At 63.5% G+C, this 22614-nt stretch carries 18 protein-coding genes; 3 read left to right on the top strand and 15 right to left on the bottom strand.

All coding sequences use genetic code 11. The annotated features are described in order from the left end of the window. Nucleotides 1-118 precede the first annotated feature (118 nt). A complete protein-coding gene (locus ACW4TB_RS08395) occupies nucleotides 119-1639 on the top strand; it encodes an apoptosis inducing factor family protein (RefSeq protein WP_279931695.1) in 1521 nt (506 codons plus the stop codon). A 93-nt stretch (nucleotides 1640-1732) separates the two neighbouring features. After that, on the top strand, nucleotides 1733-3646 hold the full coding sequence (locus ACW4TB_RS08390; RefSeq protein WP_279931697.1) for a sigma-54-dependent Fis family transcriptional regulator: 1914 nt from the start codon (nucleotides 1733-1735) through the stop codon (nucleotides 3644-3646). Nucleotides 3647-3732: 86 nt separating this feature from the next. Here ACW4TB_RS08390 and aldA read toward each other — a convergent pair whose 3' ends face one another. Together aldA and ACW4TB_RS08380 are read right to left on the bottom strand one after the other, a co-directional pair. Further along, on the bottom strand, nucleotides 3733-5166 hold the full coding sequence (gene aldA / locus ACW4TB_RS08385; RefSeq protein WP_455828311.1) for an aldehyde dehydrogenase: 1434 nt from the start codon (nucleotides 5164-5166) through the stop codon (nucleotides 3733-3735). A gap of 7 nt (nucleotides 5167-5173) precedes the next feature. Continuing rightward, nucleotides 5174-7354: a PQQ-dependent dehydrogenase, methanol/ethanol family gene (locus ACW4TB_RS08380; RefSeq protein WP_279931700.1), complete on the bottom strand. Its 2181-nt coding sequence runs from the start codon at nucleotides 7352-7354 to the stop codon at nucleotides 5174-5176. 337 nt (nucleotides 7355-7691) lie between these two features. Between ACW4TB_RS08380 and nemA the strand changes: the two genes are divergently transcribed. Next, nucleotides 7692-8789 carry an alkene reductase gene (nemA, locus tag ACW4TB_RS08375; RefSeq protein ID WP_279931702.1) on the top strand — a complete coding sequence of 366 codons (1098 nt, stop codon included), beginning with the start codon at nucleotides 7692-7694 and terminating at the stop codon, nucleotides 8787-8789. A gap of 84 nt (nucleotides 8790-8873) precedes the next feature. Here the strand turns inward: nemA and ACW4TB_RS08370 are convergent, their stop codons facing one another. The 13 genes from ACW4TB_RS08370 to benA all read right to left on the bottom strand — a co-directional run bounded on the left by ACW4TB_RS08370 (nucleotide 8874) and on the right by benA (nucleotide 22020). Next, entirely contained in the window at nucleotides 8874-9785 is a 912-nt protein-coding gene (locus ACW4TB_RS08370; RefSeq protein WP_279931704.1) for a LysR family transcriptional regulator, read from the bottom strand. A 67-nt stretch (nucleotides 9786-9852) separates the two neighbouring features. Continuing rightward, nucleotides 9853-10554, bottom strand: coding sequence for a TraX family protein (locus ACW4TB_RS08365; RefSeq protein WP_279931706.1), 702 nt, complete (start codon nucleotides 10552-10554; stop codon nucleotides 9853-9855). A 3-nt stretch (nucleotides 10555-10557) separates the two neighbouring features. Next, nucleotides 10558-11643, bottom strand: coding sequence for a metal-dependent hydrolase (locus ACW4TB_RS08360; protein WP_279931708.1), 1086 nt, complete (start codon nucleotides 11641-11643; stop codon nucleotides 10558-10560). 95 nt (nucleotides 11644-11738) lie between these two features. Continuing rightward, nucleotides 11739-12989 (bottom strand): OprD family porin, encoded by a 1251-nt coding sequence (locus ACW4TB_RS08355; RefSeq protein ID WP_279931711.1) that lies wholly within the window; start codon nucleotides 12987-12989, stop codon nucleotides 11739-11741. 53 nt (nucleotides 12990-13042) lie between these two features. Further along, on the bottom strand, nucleotides 13043-14242 hold the full coding sequence (locus tag ACW4TB_RS08350; protein WP_279931712.1) for a benzoate/H(+) symporter BenE family transporter: 1200 nt from the start codon (nucleotides 14240-14242) through the stop codon (nucleotides 13043-13045). 131 nt (nucleotides 14243-14373) lie between these two features. Beyond that, entirely contained in the window at nucleotides 14374-15288 is a 915-nt protein-coding gene (gene catA / locus ACW4TB_RS08345; RefSeq protein WP_254465811.1) for a catechol 1,2-dioxygenase, read from the bottom strand. 39 nt (nucleotides 15289-15327) lie between these two features. Next, nucleotides 15328-15618, bottom strand: a complete 291-nt coding sequence (catC, locus tag ACW4TB_RS08340) for a muconolactone Delta-isomerase (RefSeq protein ID WP_046786158.1) — start codon at nucleotides 15616-15618, stop codon at nucleotides 15328-15330. A 19-nt stretch (nucleotides 15619-15637) separates the two neighbouring features. Then, complete coding sequence (locus tag ACW4TB_RS08335) at nucleotides 15638-16759, bottom strand: muconate cycloisomerase family protein (RefSeq protein ID WP_279931716.1); 1122 nt, start codon at nucleotides 16757-16759, stop codon at nucleotides 15638-15640. Between the two features lie 29 nt (nucleotides 16760-16788). Continuing rightward, complete coding sequence (locus tag ACW4TB_RS08330; protein WP_279931718.1) at nucleotides 16789-18111, bottom strand: MFS transporter; 1323 nt, start codon at nucleotides 18109-18111, stop codon at nucleotides 16789-16791. Nucleotides 18112-18165: 54 nt separating this feature from the next. Next, a complete protein-coding gene (locus tag ACW4TB_RS08325) occupies nucleotides 18166-18927 on the bottom strand; it encodes a 1,6-dihydroxycyclohexa-2,4-diene-1-carboxylate dehydrogenase (protein WP_012314558.1) in 762 nt (253 codons plus the stop codon). A 168-nt stretch (nucleotides 18928-19095) separates the two neighbouring features. Further along, nucleotides 19096-20109 (bottom strand): benzoate 1,2-dioxygenase electron transfer component BenC, encoded by a 1014-nt coding sequence (gene benC / locus ACW4TB_RS08320; protein WP_279931721.1) that lies wholly within the window; start codon nucleotides 20107-20109, stop codon nucleotides 19096-19098. A gap of 70 nt (nucleotides 20110-20179) precedes the next feature. After that, the gene (benB, locus tag ACW4TB_RS08315; RefSeq protein WP_012314560.1) at nucleotides 20180-20665 is read right to left on the bottom strand and encodes a benzoate 1,2-dioxygenase small subunit; all 486 of its coding nucleotides are present in this window, start codon (nucleotides 20663-20665) and stop codon (nucleotides 20180-20182) included. After that, on the bottom strand, nucleotides 20662-22020 hold the full coding sequence (benA, locus tag ACW4TB_RS08310) for a benzoate 1,2-dioxygenase large subunit (RefSeq protein ID WP_279931724.1): 1359 nt from the start codon (nucleotides 22018-22020) through the stop codon (nucleotides 20662-20664). Before benA ends, benB begins: the two co-directional genes overlap by 4 nt. Nucleotides 22021-22614: the final 594 nt, after the last annotated feature.

Here is a 22614-nt window from a genome sequence, read left to right as displayed (position 1 = left end):
GGCCGCCCTGCGGCCCCATAGCCGGGAAGTGACTCGGCGTCTCCGGTCGTCAGATCAAAGCATCACCCTCCCGTCCCAGGCGTCAAATGATTCCGAAGGCCCCCTTTTGGAGACTCCCATGACCCACCACGCCGTGGCCCGCCTCGATCAGCTGGACCCAAAACATCCCCTGCGTGTACAGGCCGGCAGCGAAGAAGTGATCCTGATTCGCAGCGCCGGGCAGGTCCGCGCCTATCAGGCCAATTGCCCGCACGCCGGAGCACCGCTGGAAGAAGGGGTGGTATGCAACGGCCTGCTGGTCTGCCCCTGGCACAAGGCCGCTTTCGCCGTGGACGAAGGCGTGGTCTGCGAGCCCCCGGCCCTGACAGATCTGCGCCGCTACCGCGCATGGGTCAAGGATGGCGAAGTCTGGGTCGATGACCAGCCTCTGCCGCACCCCGAGCCACCGCGTCACAGCGATGCGCGCTGCTTCGTCGTCATCGGCGCCGGTGCCGCAGGCTCGGCGGCGGTTGCCACGCTGCTGGCCCATGGGTTCGGCGGGCGCCTGGTGTGGCTGGACCAGGAGCTGCAACCGGCGTATGACCGTACTGCGCTGAGCAAATTCGTGATTGCCGGCGAAATGCCGCCTGATGAAGTGCCTGCGCTGCTTGAAGCTGACCAGTTGCGCACAGGCCAACTGGAACGGCGCTCGGGCAAGGTGCGCCTGCTGGATGCCAAAAAGCGCCAGATCACCCTGGCCGACGGCCACCGTATCGATTATGACGCAGCCTTATTGGCCACTGGCGGCAAGCCGCAACGCCCTGACCTGCCCGGTGCAAGCCTGGCGGGTATCCTGACGCTGCGCTCGCGCGAGGATGCTGCGCGCCTGATCGATGCCGCCGAACCCGGCCAGCCCGTGGTGATCATCGGTGACGGTTTCATCGGCCTGGAGGCCGCATCGGCATTGCGCACGTACGGCGCACAGGTCCACGTGGTCACCCGCCACGAGGTTCCGTTGCGCATGCAGTTGGGTGAGCGCATTGGCCGCTCCATTCGCGCGCTGCATGAGCGCAAGGGCGTGGTGTTCCATGGCCCGACCGAGGTAGACCGGTTTATCGGTACGCAACACGTCGAAGCCGTACTGCTGAGCAATGGCGAGAAAATCGACACGTCACTGGTCTTGCTCGGCACCGGCGTCATGCCAGCCACCGCCTTCGTTCAGGGCATGCAATTGGCCGAGGACCGCTCCATTGCAGTCGACGCCGAGCTGCAGGCCGCGGACCGGCTGTGGGCTGCCGGTGACATCGCGACCTTCCCCCTCAGCGGCCGCCCGGTGCGCATCGAGCACTGGCGCTTGGCCCAGCAACACGGTGTCATAGCTGCCGCCAACATGCTGGGCGAACAGCGCCGGTATGAAGACGTGCCGTTCTTCTGGACTTATCAGCATGGGCGCACCTATGAAGTACTGGGGCATGCGCGCGACTGGGACCGCATCGAGTTTGTCGGGGAACCGGAGCAAGGCGATTTCATTGCATTGCAATGTGCAGGTGAGCGGGTGGAGGCCGTGATCGCCAAAGGCTATTCGGATGCCATGGCGCAGTTGTCGCAGCGTATGAAGCGGTCACTTAGCCTGGCTCAGGCGCTTGAGTTGATCGGCTGAACGCATTCGCCCCGCACCAGGCCGGCTGCCGATCAAGCAAAAATCAGCTATGGTTTTCCCCACCTCAAATAACAAGAATTTTGTGGAGCGCCCATGGCCGCGCACACCGCCTCACCCCAAGCCAGTGAGCTGGCCGCGTTCGTCGATTGCCATTTCGCCGAACGCGGCCTGATGCCCGAACCTGTGATCGCCGAGTCTTGGTACCGCAGCATCAACCAGCATCACCTGGACCCTGAACTGCGCCACGTCGACAATATCCTCAGCGCCGCCGAAATCCGCCAGCACCAGGCCCAGCATGAGGCCTACCTGGCCATCGCCAGCCAGGGTGTCAGCGGCCTGGCGCGGCGCGTAGTGGATGCAGGTTTCGCCGTGCTGCTCAGCGACGCCGACGGCATTACCCTCGATGCCCGCTTGCCGGCCGACCCGCAGCGCTATACGCGCTCCGGCCTGATTGTCGGGGCGCGCTGGGACGAGTCGATAGCAGGCACCAATGGCATCGGCACCGCTCTGGCTTGCGGGCAGGCCCTGACCATACACCGGCAGGAGCACTTCCTGGCAGCCAACGCCCGCCTGAGCTGCTCGGTGTCGCCAATCTTCGATGCCCATAATCAACTGCTCGGTTGCCTGAATGCCACCTGCCTGTACAACGACGGTCCCAAGCAAGCACAACACCTGACCTTGCAACTGGTGACCCTATACGCCCGGCTGATCGAGAACAGCCATTTCCGCGAGCGCTACCGCGACCGCCTGACCCTGGCGCTGAAACCGCGTGACGAATTCTCGGACCTGGCGGCCGAGCAGTTGCTGGCGCTGGATGAAGGTGGCCGGGTGATCGGAGCCAATCGGGCGGCCTTCCTTGCGCACACCGGCAAATTGCTGGGGGCGCCTGTCGAGCAACTGCTGCACGCCGATATCGACCAATTGCTCGACCTCACCCGTGGCGGCGCCCGCGGTACCCAGTTGCATGGCCATGCTCAACCGCTTTTGCTGGACGTCGGCCTGCGCGTCCCCGCCGGCTACCGCGCGCTGCGGGCTGCACCGCCGATACCTGCACGGGCTCGCCATCCCGGCCTCGAACAATTGGCAGGCCAGGACGTGCAACTGCAACAGGACGTGCGTCGGCTGCGCAAGGTTCTGGACAAGGACATCGCCATCCTCCTCAACGGCGAAACCGGCACCGGCAAGGAAGCTTTCGCCCGCGCCCTGCACCAGGCCAGCCAGCGCCATGCCAAGCCGTTTGTGGCGCTCAATTGCGCAGCGATACCCGAGTCATTGATCGAAAGCGAACTGTTCGGCTACCGCGCCGGCAGTTTCACGGGTGCCAGCCGCAAAGGCATGAAGGGCAAGCTGGAGCAAGCCAATGGTGGCACGCTGTTTCTCGATGAGATCGGTGATATGCCTGCACACCTGCAAACACGTTTGCTGCGGGTGCTGGCCGAACGTGAACTGGTGCCACTGGGGGCAGAAACGCCAGTGGCGCTTGATATCCAGGTGATATCGGCGACGCACCAGAACCTGCAGGCCATGATTGGCGAAAAGCGTTTTCGCGAAGACCTTTATTATCGCCTGTGCGGGATGCGCATGAGGTTGCCGGCCCTGCGTGAGCGCAGCGACCGCCGCGAACTGATCGATGCGCTGCTCTCTGGCTTGTCGGCTGGGTCGCGCTTGCGCTTGAGCGCCGAGGCGCATCGTTGCCTGCTGGAGCATGCGTGGCCGGGGAATGTGCGCCAACTGCTCAACGCCTTGCGCCAGGCGGTGGCGCTGGCCGAGGGCAGCGTGATCGAACTGGCCGACTTGCCCCAGGAGTTGCTGGACAGTGCAGCGCCTGTACAGCCTGCAGCGCTCGAGCAGCAGGTGGAAGATCTCCAGGCGCGGCATTTGCTGGAGGTCTTGAAGCGTGAGCGCTGGAACATGAGCGCAGCGGCGCAGGCGTTCGGCATTTCGCGCTCGACGCTTTACCGCAAGATGAAGCGCTACGGGATCGTGCAGCCGAACCTGTTGGGGTGACCGGTGCGCCCCTATCACCGGCGAAGCCGGTGCCCTGCACCCCAGCGTCTGTATCGCAGACAAGACAGGTTCGCTGGGGTGTAGACTTACCCCTGGATGTACACCACCTGGGTGCGCGTGTACTCATACAGACCATGCTTGCCATCCGCCCCGCCGATACCGGACTTGCGCGCACCGGCGTGGAAGCCCTGCATGGCTTCGAAGTTCTCGCGGTTGATGTAGGTCTCGCCAAAGTCGATCTCGCGGCAAGCCTTGAGCGCTGCATTCAGGTCACGGGTATAGAGTGACGAGGTCAGCCCGTACTCGCTGTCATTGGCCAAGGCAATCGCCTCGTCCAGATCATCGACCACCTGGATAGGCAGTACCGGTCCGAAGATCTCCTTGCGCATGATCTCCATGTCCGCCGTACAGCCGGCGAGCACGGTCGGCTGGTAATGGAACCCGGCGCCAAGGTCGGCGACCTGCCCCCCGGTCACCAACTTGGCACCCTGCCCTACGGCCGTGCGCACCATCTGCGCCACCTTGTCGAGGCCGGCCTGGTTGATCAGCGGCCCCATGTCCAGGTCGGCCTGGCGCGAGGGGTCGCCATAGCGGGTGGTCGCCATGGCCTGACCTACCTTGTCGACGAAGGCGTCGGCCACCTTGCGCTCCACATACACCCGCTCGGCACAGTTGCAAACCTGGCCGGTGTTGATCACGCGCGAGGCAACGATGGCTTTAACCGCCAGGTCGAGGTCGGCATCAGCCAGCACGATCGCCGGGGCCTTGCCACCCAGTTCGAGGTTCAGCTTGGTGATGTTCGGGGCGGCGGCGGCCATGATCCGCGCGCCGGTCGCCACGCTGCCGGTGAAGCTCACCAGGTCGACACCGGCATGGCTCGACAGGCCGTGACCGACACTCGCCCCTTTGCCACCAACCACGTTGAACACGCCAGCGGGCAGGTCTGTCTCGGCCACCAACTGGGCAAACGCGTAGCAATTGATGGGCGTTTCCTCGCTGGGCTTGATCACGATGGTATTGCCAGTGAGCAGCGCCGGCGCCATCTTGCGTGCGATGAGGAAGAAAGGGAAATTCCACGGCAGAATCCCCGCCACCACGCCCAATGGCTTGCGCATCAGGAAGATGTGTTCGTGGGCACGGTCGCTGCTGAGTACCTCGCCCTCCAGGCGGCGCGCCCATTCGGCCATGTAGTCCAAGTAGTCGGCGGTAAAGCTGACCTCGACCTGGGCCAGCGCCGGCACCTTGCCGCCCTCCTGGGTAATGATCCGCGCCAGGCGGTCGGCATTGGCCCGTACCTTGCCGGCGATCTGGCGCAAGTAGCCTGCCCGATCAAGGGCTGTCTTCGCCGCCCAGCCCTTTTGCGCCTTGCGTGCTGCTGCGATGGCGCGCTCCACCTGTTCAGCCGGTGTTTCTGGCACCCGGCCGAGCAGCTGGGCATTAGCCGGGTTGTAGACCTCGATCAGCGCCTCGCTGGGCACAAACGCGTTGTCGATGAAGTTCTGGTAGGTCGTGTCTGTCATGCTCGTGTCACTCCTGTGGTGTGTTATCGGCCAGTGGCGGCTGGGCGACGGGCTTGGCGCTGAACCGCTGCCAGGCATCGCCTTCGGCCTTCAAGTCATGGGCGCGCTTGATCAGGTACTGGTGCACCTGCTCGACCTGCTCGGGTTTGAGGTTGTCGGCGAACGAAGGCATGCCATCGGGTACGCGCCCGCCATAGAGGATGCCGAGGAACATCTGGTGCTTTTCGGCAGTGAGCTTGCGCAGGTCGGGCAGCACACCACCACTGACGGCGTGGATACCGTGGCATTGCGAGCAGTTGCCGTCATACAGGGCTGCCCCGGCAGCGACCGTTTGCGCATCGGCGGTCAACGCGGGCGGCTCCGGTGCATCGGCCGGTGGCGCCGGCTCACGCAACTTGGCGGTACCGCCGATCTTGTAGGTCAGCACCTGGGCGAACGGCTGCACGCCCGCACGCAATGACAGCGCCCCGGCAAAGGTAGAAAACGCCCCGCCCCAGCCGGCCATGAACGTCACGTACTGCTCGCCGTCCACCGAATAGGTGATCGGCGCAGCCATCACGCCGCTGGCGGCGGGCGACTCCCAGAGCTTTTTGCCCGAATCGGCGGCGTAGGCGATCACCCGGCCGTCGGCGCTACCCTCGAACACCAGGTTGCCGCCAGTGCTCAGGGTGCCACCGTTGAAGATGGTGATGTACGGCACCTCCCACGCCGGCGCCTGCTTGACCGGGTCCCAGGCGATCAGCTTGCCCGACCAGCTCTTGGCCATGTCCAGCAGGCCTTCGGCGCCTTCAGGCATCATGCCGGTGCGCAGCCCCAACTGGTAAACGCTCTTGAACGGGTTGCGCTTTGGCGCCTCGGGGATGTGCTCGTAGTAGGCCGACATGATATGCGCCGGGATGTACACCAGGCCCGTGTCGGGGTTGTAGGACATTGGGTGCCAATCGTGGGCACCCCAGAACGCCGGGGTCACCAGCTTGCGCTTGCCGTCCTTCCAGTAGGCCGCCGCCTCATCGTCGAAGATCGGCCGCCCGGTCTTCATGTCGATGCCCTTGGCCCAGTTCACCGGCACGATGTTCTTCGCCGACAGCAGCTCACCGGTAGCACGGTCCAGCACATAGAAGAAGCCGTTTTTCGGTGCCTGCATCAGCACTTTGCGCGGTTTGCCGTCAATGGGCAGCTCGGCGAGGATCATGTGCTGGGTGGCGGTGAAGTCCCAAGCATCGCCTGGCGTGGTCTGGTAGTGCCAGGCGTATTCGCCGGTGTCGGCATTGACCGCGACGATCGAGGAAAGGAACAGGTTGTCGCCCTTGGCCTGGCTGCGCCATTTCGGGTCCCACATCGAGCCATTGCCCACGCCGATATACAACAGGTTGAGTTCCGGGTCGTAGGCGAACGAATCCCAGGCCGTACCGCCGCCACCCCACTCGACATAAGCGTCGCCGTGCCAGGTCTTGCTGGCGATTTCCATCGCTTTGTTCTCGGGCGGCAGCTTGGGGTCGCCCGGCACGGTAAAGAAGCGCCAGGCCTGTTTGCCGGTTTCGGCGTCGTACGCAGTCACGTAGCCGCGCACACCGAATTCGGCGCCGCCATTGCCGATGATCACCTTGCCGTTGACCACCCGCGGCGCCCCGGTGATGGTGTAGCTGCGCTTGTCGTCATCGCGGGTGTCCACCGACCACACACGCTTGCCGGTCTTGGCATCGATCGCCTCCAGGCGGCCATCGAGCACACCCACGTAGACCTTGCCCTGCCACACCGCCACGCCTCGGTTGACCGCGTCACAACAGGCCTCACCGGCGCGGTGGCGGTCAGACTGCGGGTCGTACTTCCACAGCAGCGTGCCATTGCGCGCGTCCAGGGCGTACACCACCGAAAACGGCCCGGTGGTGTACATCACCCCGTCAACCACGATTGGTGTTGCCTCCACGCCACGGTCAAGGTCGAGCTTGTAGCTCCAGGCAAGGCCGAGCTGGTTGACGTTGCCCTGGTTGATCGCCTTGAGCGGGCTGTAGCGCTGCTCGTCATAGGTACGGCCGTGGCTCATCCAGTTGCCGGGTTCCTTGTCGGCTTCGATGATGCGCTGGCCGTCGACTTCGGCGGCGAAGGCAGGTGCGCTGCACGCCAGGCTCAAGGCCAGGCAGCTCAGCAAGTGCGGCAGAGGCCGACGGTGCGGGCCTGTTCGATTCATGCTCGGTTCTCCGTTCTTGTTATGGCGACACCGCATCAGGCGTCGGTAACACACAGAGCAACGGCTGTGCCATTGGCACAATGAGCTTGCCAAACCTCCATGCCAGAGCGGTTCGACACGGCACTGCCGGCACCGGCAAGGCAACACGGACTGGCGCAGCGATGAAACAGCTGCTGCAGACATGACACAGGTGTGCCAGCCGCTTGCTCAGCCAAAAAGTGTGTAGACCTGGGTGAACAAAACCATTGGGGAGCCCGCCGCCGGGGTGCCGGTCCTCCCATTCCCGAATCATCCCGGTATCGTGCGCGCCATTGGTTCTTTCACCTTCGGAGCGGCAATGAAACTCTTCCAACCCTTGCAGATCGGCCCATTGACGTTGCCCAACCGCGTGTTCATGGCGCCCCTTACCCGCCTGCGCAGCCTGGAGCCCGGGGATGTACCCACCCCGATGATGGCCGAGTACTACGCCCAGCGTGCCAGTGCAGGCCTGATCATTACCGAGGCTACGCAAATCTCCTTCCAGGCCAAGGGCTACTCGGGTTCGCCAGGCATTCACACCGCCGAGCAGATTGCCGCGTGGCGCCTGGTAAACGAAGGCATTCATGCTGCAGGCGGCCACAGCGCCGTGCAGGTCTGGCACACCGGTCGTGTGTCGCACACTACCTTGCAGCCTGGTGGCCAGGCGCCAGTGGCGCCCTCCGCCCTACCTGCCAATGCCCGTACCACGTTGCGTGACGAGCAAGGCAACCTGCTGCGCACTGAGACCTCAGCACCGCGTGCCCTGGGCGAGGAAGAGATCGCCGGCATCGTCGCCGATTTCGGCCAGGCAGCGGTCAATGCTCGCGAGGCCAACTTCGACTTCATCGAATTGCATGCCGCTCACGGCTATCTTTTGCACCAGTTCCTCACCCCCAGCGCCAACCAGCGTGAAGACCGCTATGGCGGCAGTGTCGAGAACCGCGCCCGTATTGTGCTCGAAGCGGTGGATGCCGCCATTGCCGGTTGGAGTGCCGAGCGCGTGGGTATCCGCATTTTCCCGTTGGGTGGTTTCAATGGCGTGGACAATGGCGAAGATCAAGAGGCAGCAGGGCTGTACCTGATCAAGGAACTGGCCAAGCGCAACCTGGCCTACCTGCACCTGTCCGAGCCGGACTGGGCTGGTGGCAAGCCGCTGCGCGATACGTTCCGTAAGGCTATTCGGGCGGCTTACCCAGGGGTCATCATTGCCGCAGGTGCTTATACCGCAGAGAAAGGCGAAGACCTGATCGGGCGTGGGTTGATCGATGCCGTGGCATTCGGGCGCAGTTTCATCGCCAACCCGGACCTGGTGGAACGCCTGCGGGTTCAGGCGCCACTGAACGAGCATCGGCCACAGTTCGACTATGCAAACGGGCCTGAGGGGTATACGGATTACCCGTTCCTGAAACAGGCTTGATGGCATGAGGGGCCCCGCGCCTACAGGCTCGAAGCTGTAGGCGCGCCAGGGCTGAACCCGGCTTCAGGGGCCTGACATTCACAATCACTGCTCCCAGGGCACTCCGTGCTCCCAACTCGCCACCAGCAGGTCGATGAACCCCCGTACTCGCGGAGACAGGTGGCGTTTGCTCGGGTACACCACGCGAATAGGGTCGGCCGGTGGCCTGTAGGCGTGCAACACCTCCACCAGCGTGCCCGCGCGAAGGTCCTCCCCGGTGATGTAGGTGGGCAGATGAATCAGCCCGAACCCTGCCCGTGCACCATCGAGCATGGCTTCAGAGCTGTCGATATTGAGCCGCCCGGGCTCCTCGCACAGGTGCAGGCCCTCTGGCGTGTGAAAGCGCCAGGCCATGGATTTTTCACCTGTCAGGAAGGCGATCTTGTCATGCCCGTACAGGTCTGCAGGCACCTGCGGCACCCCGTGCTGGCGCAAATATTCGGGCGAAGCGCAGGTAACGAACTGCTGCCAGGCCACAGTGCGAGTGAGCAACTGTGAGTCTTCCTTGGGTGCGCCGATCCGTACGGCTACGTCCACGCCCTCCTCGACCAGATCGACGAAACGGTCGGTAAAACGAATGTCGGCGCGCAGTTCCGGCCATTGCTTGAGGTAAGCATCGAGGACCGGCAGCACATGCCGCTGGCCCAACGACAACGGTGCGGTCAGGCGCAGCGTGCCGGTGGGCTTGCCACGCCGCTGGGCCATGGTGCTTTCCACCTCGTCCAGGTCATCGAGAATCTGCCGCCAGCGCTCATACGCCACCAAACCCTCATCGGTCAGGCTCAATTTGCGCGTGGTACGGTTGAGCAGGCGTACCGCCATACGCGCCTCCAGGCGCGCGATGCTCTTGCCCACGGCTGAGCGGGTCAGCCCCAGGCTCGCCGCTGCAGCAGTAAAACTGCCCGCCTTCGCCGCACTGACGAAAGCGGTGATGTCGCCGAAGCGGTTGGATTCCATGTCTGGTTCCTGCGGATACTGAAGACCCGCTTAGATGGGTGCGCATTGCCGTATTGCAAGGGCCTCGTTACAGCATCCAGTGCAGTGCCTTGATGACCAGCAGGTGCAACGGGTAGAACAGATACCCCCAGCGCCCCACTGCAGGCACAGGCCAATGGTCGTGGCGCAGCAGCATGCACCCGACAGGTATGGCCAGGGCTGCAGCGGCCATGGTCAGCAAGGTAACCGGTGCCAGCAGGTGTTCGAGCAACCAGCTGTTGGTCAGGTTGCCCGCCACAGCGAAAAGGCACGGCAGCAGCCAGGCCACTCCCCCTCGCCTGCGAGCCATCAGCCAGGCCGCAGGCAGCAGTACGCCGGGCAACCCGTACATCAGCTGCGCACTGCACCAGGTTGCAATCAGCACGGCGGCAAGGCCGATTATTCGCGCTGACGCAGGGGGGTGGTGCACCGCCCAGGCCACCAGCAGCCCCAAGGTCAGTGTGGGGATCACGCTGAATGTCTGGGTGGCAGGGTCCAGCCAACGATAGGGCCCTTCAGACAGCACCATGAAAGCCAGCATCCAGCCCAGGTAGCGCAGGTTGGTGCGGGTGAACAGCCGGCCCGGTGGGCTGCGCCCGACATTCACTGCGATCGCCAGGCAGAACAATGGGAAGGCCAGGCGACCGACGATGAACAGCCCCTCGGCAGCCGGCCAAAGGAAACGTACATGGTCGGCAACCATGGTCACGATGGCCGTCCATTTGACCAGGTCCAACCCCGCTGAACGCACGCCTCAGCGCCCGGGGCCGTCGGCCTGGTGCAGGTATTGGGCGGTCCAGGCGGCCAACGGCAACGGCGGTTGCTGATCCAGGATACGGCGCCAGATCAACGCCAGGTCATGGCGGTTGAACATCGAGCCTGCTCCGCTGCCGCGCCACGCAGTGGGCGTGTCGGCAACCCAGTGCCCCTTCGCATCGCGATGGCCCATGTTGAAGCGGAAGGTGTAATTGCCCGGGATCCCCATGCGCAGGTCCGTGACCACCAGCGCACCGCCCACCTCGTCGTAGCGCAGCCAGTCATCGGTAAACCAGCGCAGCCGCTGCAACAGGGGGTTATCGGCCAATGCAGTTGCAAGCTGCAGGTTACGCGGCAGGCGCTGCATCTCCGGAGGTGCGCGGTCGAATACGCTGCTGACGCCTTCGTAATAATCGCCATCCGGGGTCTTGGCCAGCACGCGCCAGACCAGGCTGTTGAACGCGATCGGTACCGCGCGCACCTCGTTTGCGACAATCCCCTGTTGGTCGAGGGCAGCCTGGAAACGCTGCTCGGCGGCCATGCGCCCGGCCAAGCCGAAACCCAGGTAAGCCGTGCTGAACATCAAGGCCAGGCTCATCAGGCGCAACGCCTTGCGGCTCACGCCCCTGATACCGGCATAGAGCACGGCCGCCAGCAGCGGCACGGTGTAGACCGGGTCGATGATGAACACACTGGCCCAGCTTTGCGGGGTGAACTGCAAGGGCCAGAACAGCTGCGTGCCGTACACCGTGAATGAATCGAGGATCGGGTGGGTGACCAGTACCAGCCAGAACGCCAGGAACAGCCTGGGCAAGGTGTAGCCTTTGTCAGGCCAGCGCGTGCGGCCCAGCCGGTTGACCAGCCAGGCGAGCAACAGGGCCAGGCCGGTCAGCACGAAGATAGAGTGGGAGAAGCCGCGGTGGTAGGTCATTTGCGACACCGGGTCGGCGTAGCGGATGACCACGTCCAGGTCCGGCACGGTGCCCAGTGCGGCGCCGTAGATCAACGAGCGGCGGCCCTGGATACGGCCAAGCACTGTGCCTTGCAGCGCGGCGCCGAGTACGGCTTGGGTAATGGAGTCCAAGGGAAGGTTTCCTGAGTGGGCAATACAGGAAACCTAACCCTGCGAACCCCGGTGACGCAATTGCTGCTGTGTGACAACGCGTGGCCGGTACGGGCTCAGAACAGCTGCCAGGTGTACACCAGGATCAACCGGTTCTCATCGATATCGCTACGGTAATTGGACCGCGCCATGGCATTTCTCACCCGAATCCCCAGCCCTTTGAGCACACCGCTCTGCACCGCATAACCCAGATCGATATCACGTTCGCGATCCTTGCCCTCGTACCCTTGGCCGGTATCGACGTTGTTACCGGTGAGGTAGCGCACCGTCGCCGTCAGCCCCGGGATGCCCATGGCTGCGAAGTTGTAGTCATAGCGCAGCTGATAGGAGCGCTCATCGGTGTAGGCGAATTCATAAGTCGGCACCTCGTTGCCCAGCGGCGAAATGTTGGCGAACACCCGAGGGAACGGGCTGTCGCCGTACATCGCCTGGTAGCCCGCATGGAAGCTGTGCCCCCCTCGCCTGGCGGTGAGCAGCGAAAAGAACGCCTGGTTATCGATGGTGCCCAGCAACGCATCACCTTGCTCACGGGCGGTGAAATAGCCCAGGTTGGCACTGAGCACCCAGTCCCCTATCGGCTTGCTGTGCTTGAAGCCGACAAAGCCCTGGGCGTAAACGTCTTCCAGTTGCCCGTACCAGAGGCTGGCACTGCTCTGGTTGCTGTTGAACGCGTAATCGCCCCCCGCATAGTTGAACGCGTCGCTCTCGACCTGGCGCTGGGGCACATGGCCGAGCATCGCGTTCATCTTGCCGTCGCCGCCTTCGTTACGTAGGTGCGAGCTACTGAGGTGCCCGGCCTGCACCGTCAGGCCGTCCAGTTCGGACATGCTGAGGCTGACGCCCTGGTAAGTGGGCGGCAAAAGCCGGATATCGCTGAAAGTCAGCACCGGCAGGTTGGGCTGCAGTTCACCGACGCGCAATTCAGTTTTGGATACCCGGGCCTTGAACGTAGGTGCCAAGCGGCTGTATTCGTCGGCGGCCCTGCCATCACCGTGCACGGGCAGCAGCCCTGTATTGGCCCGGTCAGGGCTGCTGTCGAGCTTGATGCCCAACACGCCCACCGCGTCGACCCCAACGCCTACGGTGCCTGGTGTGTAGCCGGACTTGAAATCAAGGATGAAGCCCTGAGCCCACTCTTGGGCCTTGGACTGCTGATTGGCGCCGACGATGTCGGAAAAGTCACGGCTGAAGTAGTAGTTGCGGGCGCTGAGGCTGGCTTTGGCATCCTCGAAGAAACCGCCTTCGGCGGCGAGTAACGGTTGGCTGAACAGGGTCAGCCCGATGGCGACGCAAGGGGTTTGGTTCATTCCGAAGCTCTCTTGATCTTGTTGTTATGGGTAAAGCGTTGGCAATACGAGTTTCACGGTGAACGGCGCAGGGCCTCCTGGGCATGCGGGCGACGCAGCCTGAGCAGTGCGTGTGCCAGCAGTCCGAACAGCAGGCCCCAGAACGCTGCCGAAAGGCCCAGGAAAGACACCCCTGATGCGGTGACCAGGAAAGTGAACAAGCCGGCGTCGCGCTCTTGCGGCTCAGCCAGGCTGCGGGCCAAGGCGTCGCTGATCGCGCCATACAACGCAAGCCCGGCCAGCGCGGCTATCAGAGCAGCAGGAAAGGCGGCGAACAGCGACATCAGCGTCGCCCCGGCGATGCCGAGCAACAGGTACAGCGCACTGCCGGCGACCGCCGCGACATACCGCCGGCGCGGGTTGTCATGGGCCTCGTGGCCCGTGCACAGGCTGGCTGTAACGGCAGCGAGGTTCAGGCCATGGCAACCGAACGGCGCCAACAAGGCTCCGCCGATGGCACTGGCGCTGATCAACGGGCTGGCGGGCGTTGCATAGCCGGCATTACGCAGCACTGCCATGCCCGGCATGAATTGCCCGGTCAGCGCCACCAGCACCATCGGCAGTGCCAGGCTGAACAATGCCGCCAGGCTGAACTGCGGGGTGATCCACTGCGGCGAGGCCAGTTCCAATACCAGTGCCTCGCTGCGCAGTGCGCCACTGGTAAAGGTGACTACGGCACCCACACACAACACCGCCGCGACGGCGTAGCGAGGTTGCAGCCTGCGCATCAGCACATAGGCAACGAACATCGCCACCACCAGCCCCGGCTGCACCGGCAATGCCCGGAACACCTCGATGCCGAAGCTGAACAGAATGCCGGCCTGCATGCCGGCGGCGATCGAGCCGGGCAGGCGCGCGATTATGCGGTCGAAGGCCCTGCTGATGCCGATCAGCAGCAGGACCAGATTGGCCACCAGATACGCCCCTACCGCCTGCTCCAGTCCCAGTTGGGGCAAGGCCGTGACCAACAGTGCCGAGCCCGGGATGGACCAGGCGATCACCACCGGTACCCGGTAGTACAGGCTCAACAAGCCGCCGAGTACAGCACTGCCCATGGAGATGGCCCAAACCCAGGAAGACAGCAGACCCTGGGACAGGCCGGCGGCTTCGGCGGCGTGAAAGATGATCACCAGCGGGCCGGCGTAGGAAATCATCGTCGCAAGGCAACCTGCGACGATGGCGGAAAGGGAACAGTCCTTGATCAGGTTTTTCATGGGCCTCTCGCTGCAGTAGTGGGTTGCAAGGGCTTTGCGTTTGATCGCCGGCAAGCCGGCTCCCACCCAGACACCGCTGAGTTCATTGCCTGAGCTGTACCTGCAGGAGCCGGCGTGCCCGCGATCGAGACTCAGCCTTCCTGCAAGGCCCGAGGCCGCCCGCTGCGCTGCTCATCCGCGTCTTGCAGCGCCTTCTGCAACTGGAAGTCGAACTTGAGTTCGGCATAGCGCCCGTCGGGCCCTTCACGGAACACCACCTCACCGACCAGCCCATCGCGCGTGGCATAGGCAAAGTCATCCCACAGGTACTTGTCGCCAGACAGGTTGATCTGTGTAGTCAGGTGCCGGTGACCCGGCGCCGAGATGAAGAAGTGCACATGCGCCGGGCGCTGGCCGTGGCGGCCCAGCAGGTCCAGGCATTCCTGGGTCGGCCCCTGCGGGTCGCAGCCGTAGCCCGAGGGCACGATGGAGCGCGCGCGGTAGCGGCCTTCGGCGTCGGTGACGATGCGCCGGCGCAGGTTGTACTCGGACTGGCTCGAGTCGAAGAACGAGTAGGTACCACGGGTGTTGGCATGCCACAGGTCGACAACGGCGCCGGCAAGCGGCTGACCCTGGGGGTCGAGCACTTGGCCTTCGAGGAACATGACCGTGGCCACGCCCTCCTCGCTGCCGTCATCCATGCGCACCTCGCCCTGGGCGATGGGCGCGCCGGCAACGTACAGCGGGCCTTCGATGGTGCGCGGGGTGCCACCGCTCAGGCCTGCCTCGGCATCCTTGGCATCCTGCAGCAGGTCGAGGAAGTGCTCGATGCCCAGCCCCGCTACCAGAAGCCCGGCCTCGCCACGTCCGCCGAGGCGGTTGAGGTAGTCCACAGCCAGCCAGAACTCGTCCTCGCTGATTTCCAGGTCTTCGATCAGGCGTGCGGTGTCCTGCAGAACACGCTGAACGATGCGTTTGAGGCGTGGGCTGCCGTCATCGTTACCAAAGCCTGCTGCTTCTTCGAAAAACTTCTGGGCGTCGGCAGTATGGGAAATTTTCACGGTCATGATGATTATCTCGTCTTGTTCTTGTACGAAAGGCGTGTTTCAGCGGTCGTCGGCGTGGATCGATGACGGGTGGCGGCACAGGCCGTCGACCTCGATATCCATGTACGGAAACAGCGGCAGCAACATCAGCGTGTCGTGCAGCGCCTCTACGCTGGGCACGTCGAACACGCTGTAGTTGGCGTAGTGCCCGGCAATACGCCACAGGTGGCGCCAGGTGCCCTCGCGCTGCAGGCGCTGGGCCAGTTCCTTCTCGTCGGCCTTCAGTTGCCTGGCCTTGGCCGGGTCCATGTCGACCGGCAGCTTCACGGTCATCTTCACGTGGAACAGCATGGGGGTTTCTCCTTTGATGTCAGCGCCGGGCGAAGCGCGCCAGGCGGTGTTCGTCGAGTGTCAGGCCCAGGCCTGGGGTACATGGCACATGCAGTTGGAAGTCGTGGTACTGCGGCGGCTCGTTGACGATTTCTTCGGTCAGCAGCAGCGGCCCGAACAGCTCGGTTCCCCAGGTCAACTGGCGCACGGTGAGGAAGGCGTGTGCCGAAGCCAGGGTGCCGATAGAGCCTTCGAGCATGGTGCCGCCGTACAGGGCGATGCCGGCCGCTTCAGCAATCTGTGCGGTGCGCAGCACGGCACGCGGGCCGCCGTTCTTGGCGATTTTCAGGGCGAAGATGCTGGCGGCACCGTCCGCAGCCAGGCTGAACGCGTCTTCCACGCTTTCGATGGACTCGTCGGCCATGATCGGCGCCGGGCTGCGCTGGTTCAGGCGCACCTGGCCGCTGCGGTTGATGCGTGAGATCGGCTGTTCGATGAGGTCGATACCGTTGTCACCCAACACCTGGCAGGCGCGAATGGCCTGGGATTCGTCCCAGTACTGGTTCACGTCGACCCGCACGCTGGCGCGCTCGCCCAGCTCGCGCTTGATCGCCACCACATGTTTCAGGTCCTGTGCCAGAGGGTTAGCCCCGATCTTCAGCTTGAACACCCGGTGGCGGCGAACCTCAAGCATGTGCTCGGCCTCGGCGATGTCGCGTGCCGTATCACCGCTGGCCAAGGTCCAGGCCACCTCAAGGCTGTCGCGCACTCGCCCGCCCAGCAACTCGCTGACCGGCAGCCCCAGGCGTTTGCCCTGGGCATCGAGCAAGGCGCTCTCGATGCCGGACTTGGCGAAGGTGTTGCCCTTGGCCAGCTTGTCGAGCTTGAGCATTGCAGCGTTGATGTTGTCGGCAGCCATGCCGGCCAGCGCCGGCGCCAGATGCGCGTCGATATTGGCCTTGATGCCCTCGGGGCTTTCGTAGCCGTAAGCCAGGCCGCCGATGGTGGTAGCTTCGCCGATACCTTCCACACCGTCGCTGCAACGCAGGCGCAGGACCACCAGGGTTTGCTGCTGCATCGTGTGCATGGCTAGCTTGTGCGGGCGGATGGTGGGCAGGTCGACGATGATCGCCTCCAGCCGTTCAATGGTCGGGCTTGTCATGAAAAGCTCCAGTTCAGTCAGTAGTAAGGTCAGGCCGTCGCGGCCAGGGCGTGACGCCGGCTGCTCGCCAGATGCACGGCCATGGCCAGCGCGGCGATTGCACCGGGAATGGCGAAGGCGATGAAATTGAGTTGCAGCGGCAGGTTGATCCCCATCAGCGCACCGCCGAGCAGCGGCCCGACGATGGCGCCGTTGCGGCCGATGCCCGAGGCCCAGCCCAGGCCGGTGGAACGCACCGCAAGGCCGTAAAGCTGGGCAGCACCGGCGTACAGCAGGATCTGCGTGCCGATGGTGGTGGCGCCGGCGATGAAGATCAGCACGTACAGCACCGGCATTGGGCTGTTGACGCCCAGCAGGCTGATCGACACAGCCGCTGCCAGGAAGAACGCGACTTTCACCTTCACCAGGTTGTAGCGGTCGCCCAGCCAGCCCCCCAGGATTGCCCCAGCCATACCGCCGAAGTTCAGTGCCAACAGGAAGGACAGGCTCGAGCCCAGGCTGTAGCCGGCGTTGGCCATCAGTTTCGGCAGCCACGAGCTGAGCGCGTAGACCATCAGCAAGCAGCAGAAGAACGCTAGCCACAGGGCCAAGGTGCGGGTGGCCAGGCCATTGCGGAACAGGTCCAGCACTGAACCGCCGTTACCTTTGCGGTCAGTCGCCTGCAATTGGTCGTCAGCCTGCACATCGCAGTGCGGGTCCAGGCGCTTGAGCAACGTGCGCGCCTCCTCGGTGCGGCCCTGGCGCACCAGAAAGCCGATCGACTCGGGCAGGTAATACAGGATCACCGGCAACAGCAGCAGCGGCACTGCGGCGGCGAAGAACATCGACTCCCAACCGAAGCGTGGCAACATGAAGATGCCCACGCCCGCCGAAAGCATGCCGCCCAGCGAATAGCCGCTGAACATGATTGCCACCAGCGTGCTGCGCAGGCGCTTGGGCGCGTATTCATTCATCAGCGCCACGGCATTGGGCATCAAACCGCCGCAACCAAGGCCGGCGATGAAACGATAGATACCGAACTCGCTGGGGCTGGTGGCGAAGCCGTTGAGGATGGTCGCCCCCGAGAACAGGGCGAAACAGATGGCAATCCCTTTCTTGCGCCCGATCCGGTCGGCCAGGCTGCCGAAAACCAGGGCACCGAACATCATGCCGAACAGCGCATAGCTGCCCAGGGCACCGGCCTGCAATGGGCTCAGGCCCCATTCTTTCATGATGACCGGCAGCACCACGCCGTAGATGAACAGGTCATATCCATCGAAGACCAGTAGCAGGCCGCACCAGGCCATGACCATCCAGTGGAAGGCGGTGAAACGGGCGTTGTCGATGATCGGGTGAACGTCAAGGGTTCGCATGGCATCTGTCTCTGTTGTTTTTTTTGTGGAGGAAAACTGCCTTTGGGGTGCTGCTCAGCCGAGGTCGCCGCCCCCCACCGGCAGGGTCACGCCGGTGATGTAGGACGCCTCGTCACTGGCCAGGAAAAGGATCGCGCCAACCTGTTCGTCAATGCTGCCGTAGCGGTGCATCAGGCTGCTGTCCAGGGTCTGGTCGACAATCTGCTGGTACCAGCGCTTGTCCTGCTCGCTCTGCTCGGCCTCATTGCGTGGCACGCGCCGTGGCGGCGCCTCGGTGCCGCCGGGGGCGGTAGCGTTGACCCGGATGCCGCGGCCGGCGGTTTCGAAGGCAAGGCAGGCGGTCAGTGCATTGACCCCGCCTTTGGCCGCGCCGTAGGGCACGCGGTTGACGCCGCGGGTGGCAATCGAGGAGACGTTGACGATGGCGCCGCTGCCGCGTTCGAGCATGTACGGGAGCGCAGCGTGGCAGCACCACAGGGTGGGGAACAGCGAGCGGCGGACTTCGGCTTCGATCTGCGGCACTTCATAGTGTTCGAACGGCTTGGCCCAGATGGTGCCGCCAACGTTGTTGACCAGAACGTCGATGCGACCGAACGCTTCTACCGCCAAGGCCATGACGCGGGCACAGTCGGTGTATTGCTCAAGATCGGCGATCAGCGTCAGCACGCCCTCCCCGGCCAGTTCATGGACCAGTTCGGAGCGGTCCACGGCAACCACCTGCGCGCCTTCGGCCTTCAGCCGCCAGCACACGCCACGGCCGATGCCTTGAGCGGCGCCGGTGACCAGGGCTACTTTGTTATGGAATCGGTTGTTCATCTGCTACTTCCTTATCCTGTTATCAGGCACAACCTTGCCTGGCCTGCACTGGCCCCATCGCCGGCAAGCCGGCTCCCACAGGTACAGCGGTGCTCTCAGGCCCAACTGCCGGCTTTGGAAGAAAAAGAGGCCACCTTCACCCGCACGATGGGGCGGCCCCAAGGAAACTCAGGCTGCTGCTGCCGCGAACTTCTCGTAGTAGAAGTTGGCCGGGGTGATGCCCTGCTCGCGGATGTACTGGCTGACCGCCTCGACCATCGGTGGCGGGCCGCACAGGTACACATCGACATCGCCGTCATTGAGGTGGCACGGCTCGATGTGCTGGGTCACGTAACCCTTTTGCGGGTAATGGCTTTCGGGGTTGGCCACACAGGCGCTGAAGGTGAAGTTGGGGATGAGCGCAGCCAGGGCGTGCAAACGGTCCAGCTCGACCAGGTCGAAGTCGTTGGTCACTCCATAGATCAGGTGCAGGGGATGCTCGCTGCCCTGTTCTGCGATCTTTTCCAGCATCGCCGTAAACGGTGCCAGGCCCGTGCCGCCGGCCAGCAGCAGCAAGGGGCGCTGGATCGGGCGCAGGTAGAAGCTGCCCAAGGGCCCGGCCAGGCTCATGTTGTCGCCGGCCTTGGCCAGGCTGGTGAGGAAGCTGCTCATCAGCCCGCCCGGCACGTTGCGAATCAGGAAGCTGACTTCGCCGTCCTTCTGCAACGAACTGAAGGAGTAGGCACGGCTCTGGTCGCTGCCGGGCACCGTGAGGTTGACGTACTGCCCCGGCAGGAAAGCCAGCCTGTTCAGCGACTCCCCCTTGATCGACAGGGCGATGGTACTGGCCGACAGCTGGCGCACATCACTGATGGCGGCCTGGAAGCTGGCTTGTTCGGTCTTGCACAGCTGCGAAGACGCCGGGATACGTACCACGCAGTCGCTTTCGGCGCGCATCTGGCAGGTCAGTACATAGCCTTCGGCGATTTCGTCTGCACTGAGGGCGTCTTCGATGAAGTTGTCGCCCAGGTCATAACGGCCGGATTCGGCCTTGCACTTGCAGGTACCGCAGGCGCCATCGCGGCAGTCCAGCGGGATATTGATGCCCTGGCGGTAGGCGGCGTCGGCGACGATTTCATGGCCGCTGGCCTCGATGAAGCGGGTTACCCCGTCTTCGAAATTAAGCGCGATCTGGAAGCTCATGTTGCACCTCGCGGGCGAACCTGGCCACGGCGCACCATGGGGCACACCGGGCCGTTCGCGTAACCTCGGTTCAGATGTGGTAGATGTCGATGACCTGACGCACGTAGTCGTTCTTCAGCACCACCTTCTTGGCCTTGATAAGCGGCTGTTCGCCGCGCAGGTCCAGGGTATAGAAGCTCGTACCGAAGTAGCTGTCGGTGGTCTTGTAGCGAAAGCTCAGCGTGTGCCAGTTGAAGCGCACCTGGCAGTAGCCCTCACCCTGCTCGACGATCTCGATGTTGCTGATGTTGTGCGAGGTGCGGGTGTCGGGCACGGTCGCACTGGAACGCTCGGTCTTGATACGGAACACCCGGTCCTCGAGGCCGCCACGGTTGCCGTACCAGATCAGCGAGATCTCGCTTTGCGGATCGGTGGTGAGGCGGTCGTCGTCATCCCACGCGGGCATCCAGAAGCTTGCATCGCTGGCATACAATTCCAGCCACTGGTCCCACTGTGCATCGTCCAGGTAACGCGCTTCGCGGTACAGGAAGTCGCGCACGGTCTCATGAAGGCTCATTGCACGGCCTCCACGGGGATCAGTTGCTGCTCGTCTTCCAGAGCCTTGAGCATGGTGTCCTGCCAGTACTTGTGCTGCAGCACGAACAGGCCCTCGTCCTCAGTGCGCACGCCAGACAGCAGCGGGCTGAGCTCGATTTCGCGGGCGGCCTCGTCGGCCCCCTCGACCCAGTGCGCCGCGCCGCGTGACATGTCGTTCCAGCCGGTACCACCGCCGTAACCTGTCTGGCAGGAGCGGAATTCCTCAAGGTCGTCGGGGGTGGCCATGCCACTGACGTTGAAGAAGTCTTCGTACTGACGAATGCGCCTGGCACGGGCCTCGGCGCTCTCGCCTCTGGGCGCGATGCAGTAGATGGTGATCTCGGTTTTGTTCACCGATATCGGCCGAGCGATCCGGATCTGCGAGCTGAACTGGTCCATCAGGTAGACATTGGGGTACAGGCACAGGTTGCGCGAGTTCTCGATCATCCAGTCGGCGCGAGCCTGGCCGAAGTCCGCGGCGAGTTGTTCGCGGCGTTCGAAGGCCGGGCGGTCTTCGGGGTTGGCCCAGCGGGTCCAGAGCAGCAGGTGGCCATGGTCGAAGGAGTAAAAACCACCCCCCTGCTTGGCCCATGCACCAGCGCTCATGGTCTTGATCTCTTCACCCGCCTCGCGCTGCTTGCGCTGGTTCTGGGTGGCGGCGTAGTTCCAGTGCACGGAGCTGACATGGTAGCCGTCGGCGCCGTTCTCGGCGGTCAGCTTCCAGTTGCCTTCGTAGATGTACGAACTGGCCCCGCGCAGTACCTCCAGGCCCTCGGGGGACTGGTCAACGATCATGTCGATGATCTTGGCCGATTCGCCCAGGTGTTCGGCCAGCGGTTTGACATCGGCGTTGAGGCTGCCGAACAGGAAGCCGCGGTAGGATTCGAACCGGGCAACCTTGGTCAGGTCATGGGAGCCGTCGCAGTTGAAACTGTCGGGGTAGCCGGCGTTGCCCGGATCCTTGACCTTGAGCAGCTTGCCGCTGTTATTGAAGGTCCAGCCATGGAACGGGCAGGTGTAGCTTGCGCGGTTTCCCCGCTTGTGCCGGCAGAGCATGGCACCGCGGTGACTGCAGGCATTGAGGAAAGCATTGAGCTCACCGTCCTTGTTGCGCGCGATAAAGATCGGCTGGCGCCCCATGGTCAGGGTGAGGAAGTCGTTTTTCTCGGGGATCTGGCTTTCGTGGGCCAGGTAGATCCAGTTGCCCTCGAAGATGTGTTTCATCTCCAGATCGAACAGGCGTGGGTCGGTGAACATCTCGCGCTTGCAGCGGTAGATGCCCTTTTCACGGTCGTCCTCGAGCATGGCATTGAGGTAGTCGAATCCCAGGGACATGGCCAGGGTCTCCATTGTTATTGTTCAGACCGGGTCAGGTTAGGGCGTGCCGGCGGGCGGCAATATCCGCTGGGTGCAAAGCGCTATCCGTTTTCTGCAAAGCAAAAGAAATTGATCAGGTACATGGCAAATTATCCATTGAACGGTGCGTGCTACCTGAAGTAAGCTCGGGCTCATCAACTGGAGAGCAACATGCCGAAACACACCCGCAACCACGCCAACAACACCGGTCGCAACCTGCGCCCAGTGCTGGCCGTTGCCGGCTGCAAGGCTGTTGCCTGCTTTTATTTTGGGTATTGGTTTAGCCACTAGGCGCCGCTGATACCCACACGGCGCCCACCTTCGAGGGGCCGCCGAACATGAGAATACTCAAACCCCCGGTCGGCTCCCCGACCGGGGGTTTTGCTTTTCAGGCCTTTGAACATTACCGATTCACACTGAGGACACTTTCATGAACTACGCCACTTATTACTACGCAAGCACCTACGCCTGGCGATTTAGCCAATCCCGCTCGGGCCAGCCTGCCGCCTCCGACCGGTCCGTCCACGGTGGCAATGCTGCAGCCAATCTGAATTCAACGATCAGTCGAACACC

The sequence above is a fragment of the Lelliottia jeotgali genome (assembly GCF_977070485.1).
Note: the sequence above shows the minus strand (reverse complement) of the source record. Positions and strands in the feature narration are given on the sequence as shown.

Bases quoted from the DNA above. Each gene is read 5' to 3' on its own strand.
- ACW4TB_RS08395 (WP_279931695.1), top strand. From the start codon at position 119: ATGACCCACCACGCCGTGGCCCGCCTCGATCAGCTGGACCCAAAACAT.
- ACW4TB_RS08390 (WP_279931697.1), top strand. From the start codon at position 1,733: ATGGCCGCGCACACCGCCTCACCCCAAGCCAGTGAGCTGGCCGCGTTC.
- aldA (WP_455828311.1), bottom strand. From the start codon at position 5,166: ATGACAGACACGACCTACCAGAACTTCATCGACAACGCGTTTGTGCCC.
- ACW4TB_RS08380 (WP_279931700.1), bottom strand. From the start codon at position 7,354: ATGAATCGAACAGGCCCGCACCGTCGGCCTCTGCCGCACTTGCTGAGC.
- nemA (WP_279931702.1), top strand. From the start codon at position 7,692: ATGAAACTCTTCCAACCCTTGCAGATCGGCCCATTGACGTTGCCCAAC.
- ACW4TB_RS08370 (WP_279931704.1), bottom strand. From the start codon at position 9,785: ATGGAATCCAACCGCTTCGGCGACATCACCGCTTTCGTCAGTGCGGCG.
- ACW4TB_RS08355 (WP_279931711.1), bottom strand. From the start codon at position 12,989: ATGAACCAAACCCCTTGCGTCGCCATCGGGCTGACCCTGTTCAGCCAA.
- ACW4TB_RS08350 (WP_279931712.1), bottom strand. From the start codon at position 14,242: ATGAAAAACCTGATCAAGGACTGTTCCCTTTCCGCCATCGTCGCAGGT.
- catA (WP_254465811.1), bottom strand. From the start codon at position 15,288: ATGACCGTGAAAATTTCCCATACTGCCGACGCCCAGAAGTTTTTCGAA.
- catC (WP_046786158.1), bottom strand. From the start codon at position 15,618: ATGCTGTTCCACGTGAAGATGACCGTGAAGCTGCCGGTCGACATGGAC.
- ACW4TB_RS08335 (WP_279931716.1), bottom strand. From the start codon at position 16,759: ATGACAAGCCCGACCATTGAACGGCTGGAGGCGATCATCGTCGACCTG.
- ACW4TB_RS08330 (WP_279931718.1), bottom strand. From the start codon at position 18,111: ATGCGAACCCTTGACGTTCACCCGATCATCGACAACGCCCGTTTCACC.
- ACW4TB_RS08325 (WP_012314558.1), bottom strand. From the start codon at position 18,927: ATGAACAACCGATTCCATAACAAAGTAGCCCTGGTCACCGGCGCCGCT.
- benC (WP_279931721.1), bottom strand. From the start codon at position 20,109: ATGAGCTTCCAGATCGCGCTTAATTTCGAAGACGGGGTAACCCGCTTC.
- benB (WP_012314560.1), bottom strand. From the start codon at position 20,665: ATGAGCCTTCATGAGACCGTGCGCGACTTCCTGTACCGCGAAGCGCGT.
- benA (WP_279931724.1), bottom strand. From the start codon at position 22,020: ATGTCCCTGGGATTCGACTACCTCAATGCCATGCTCGAGGACGACCGT.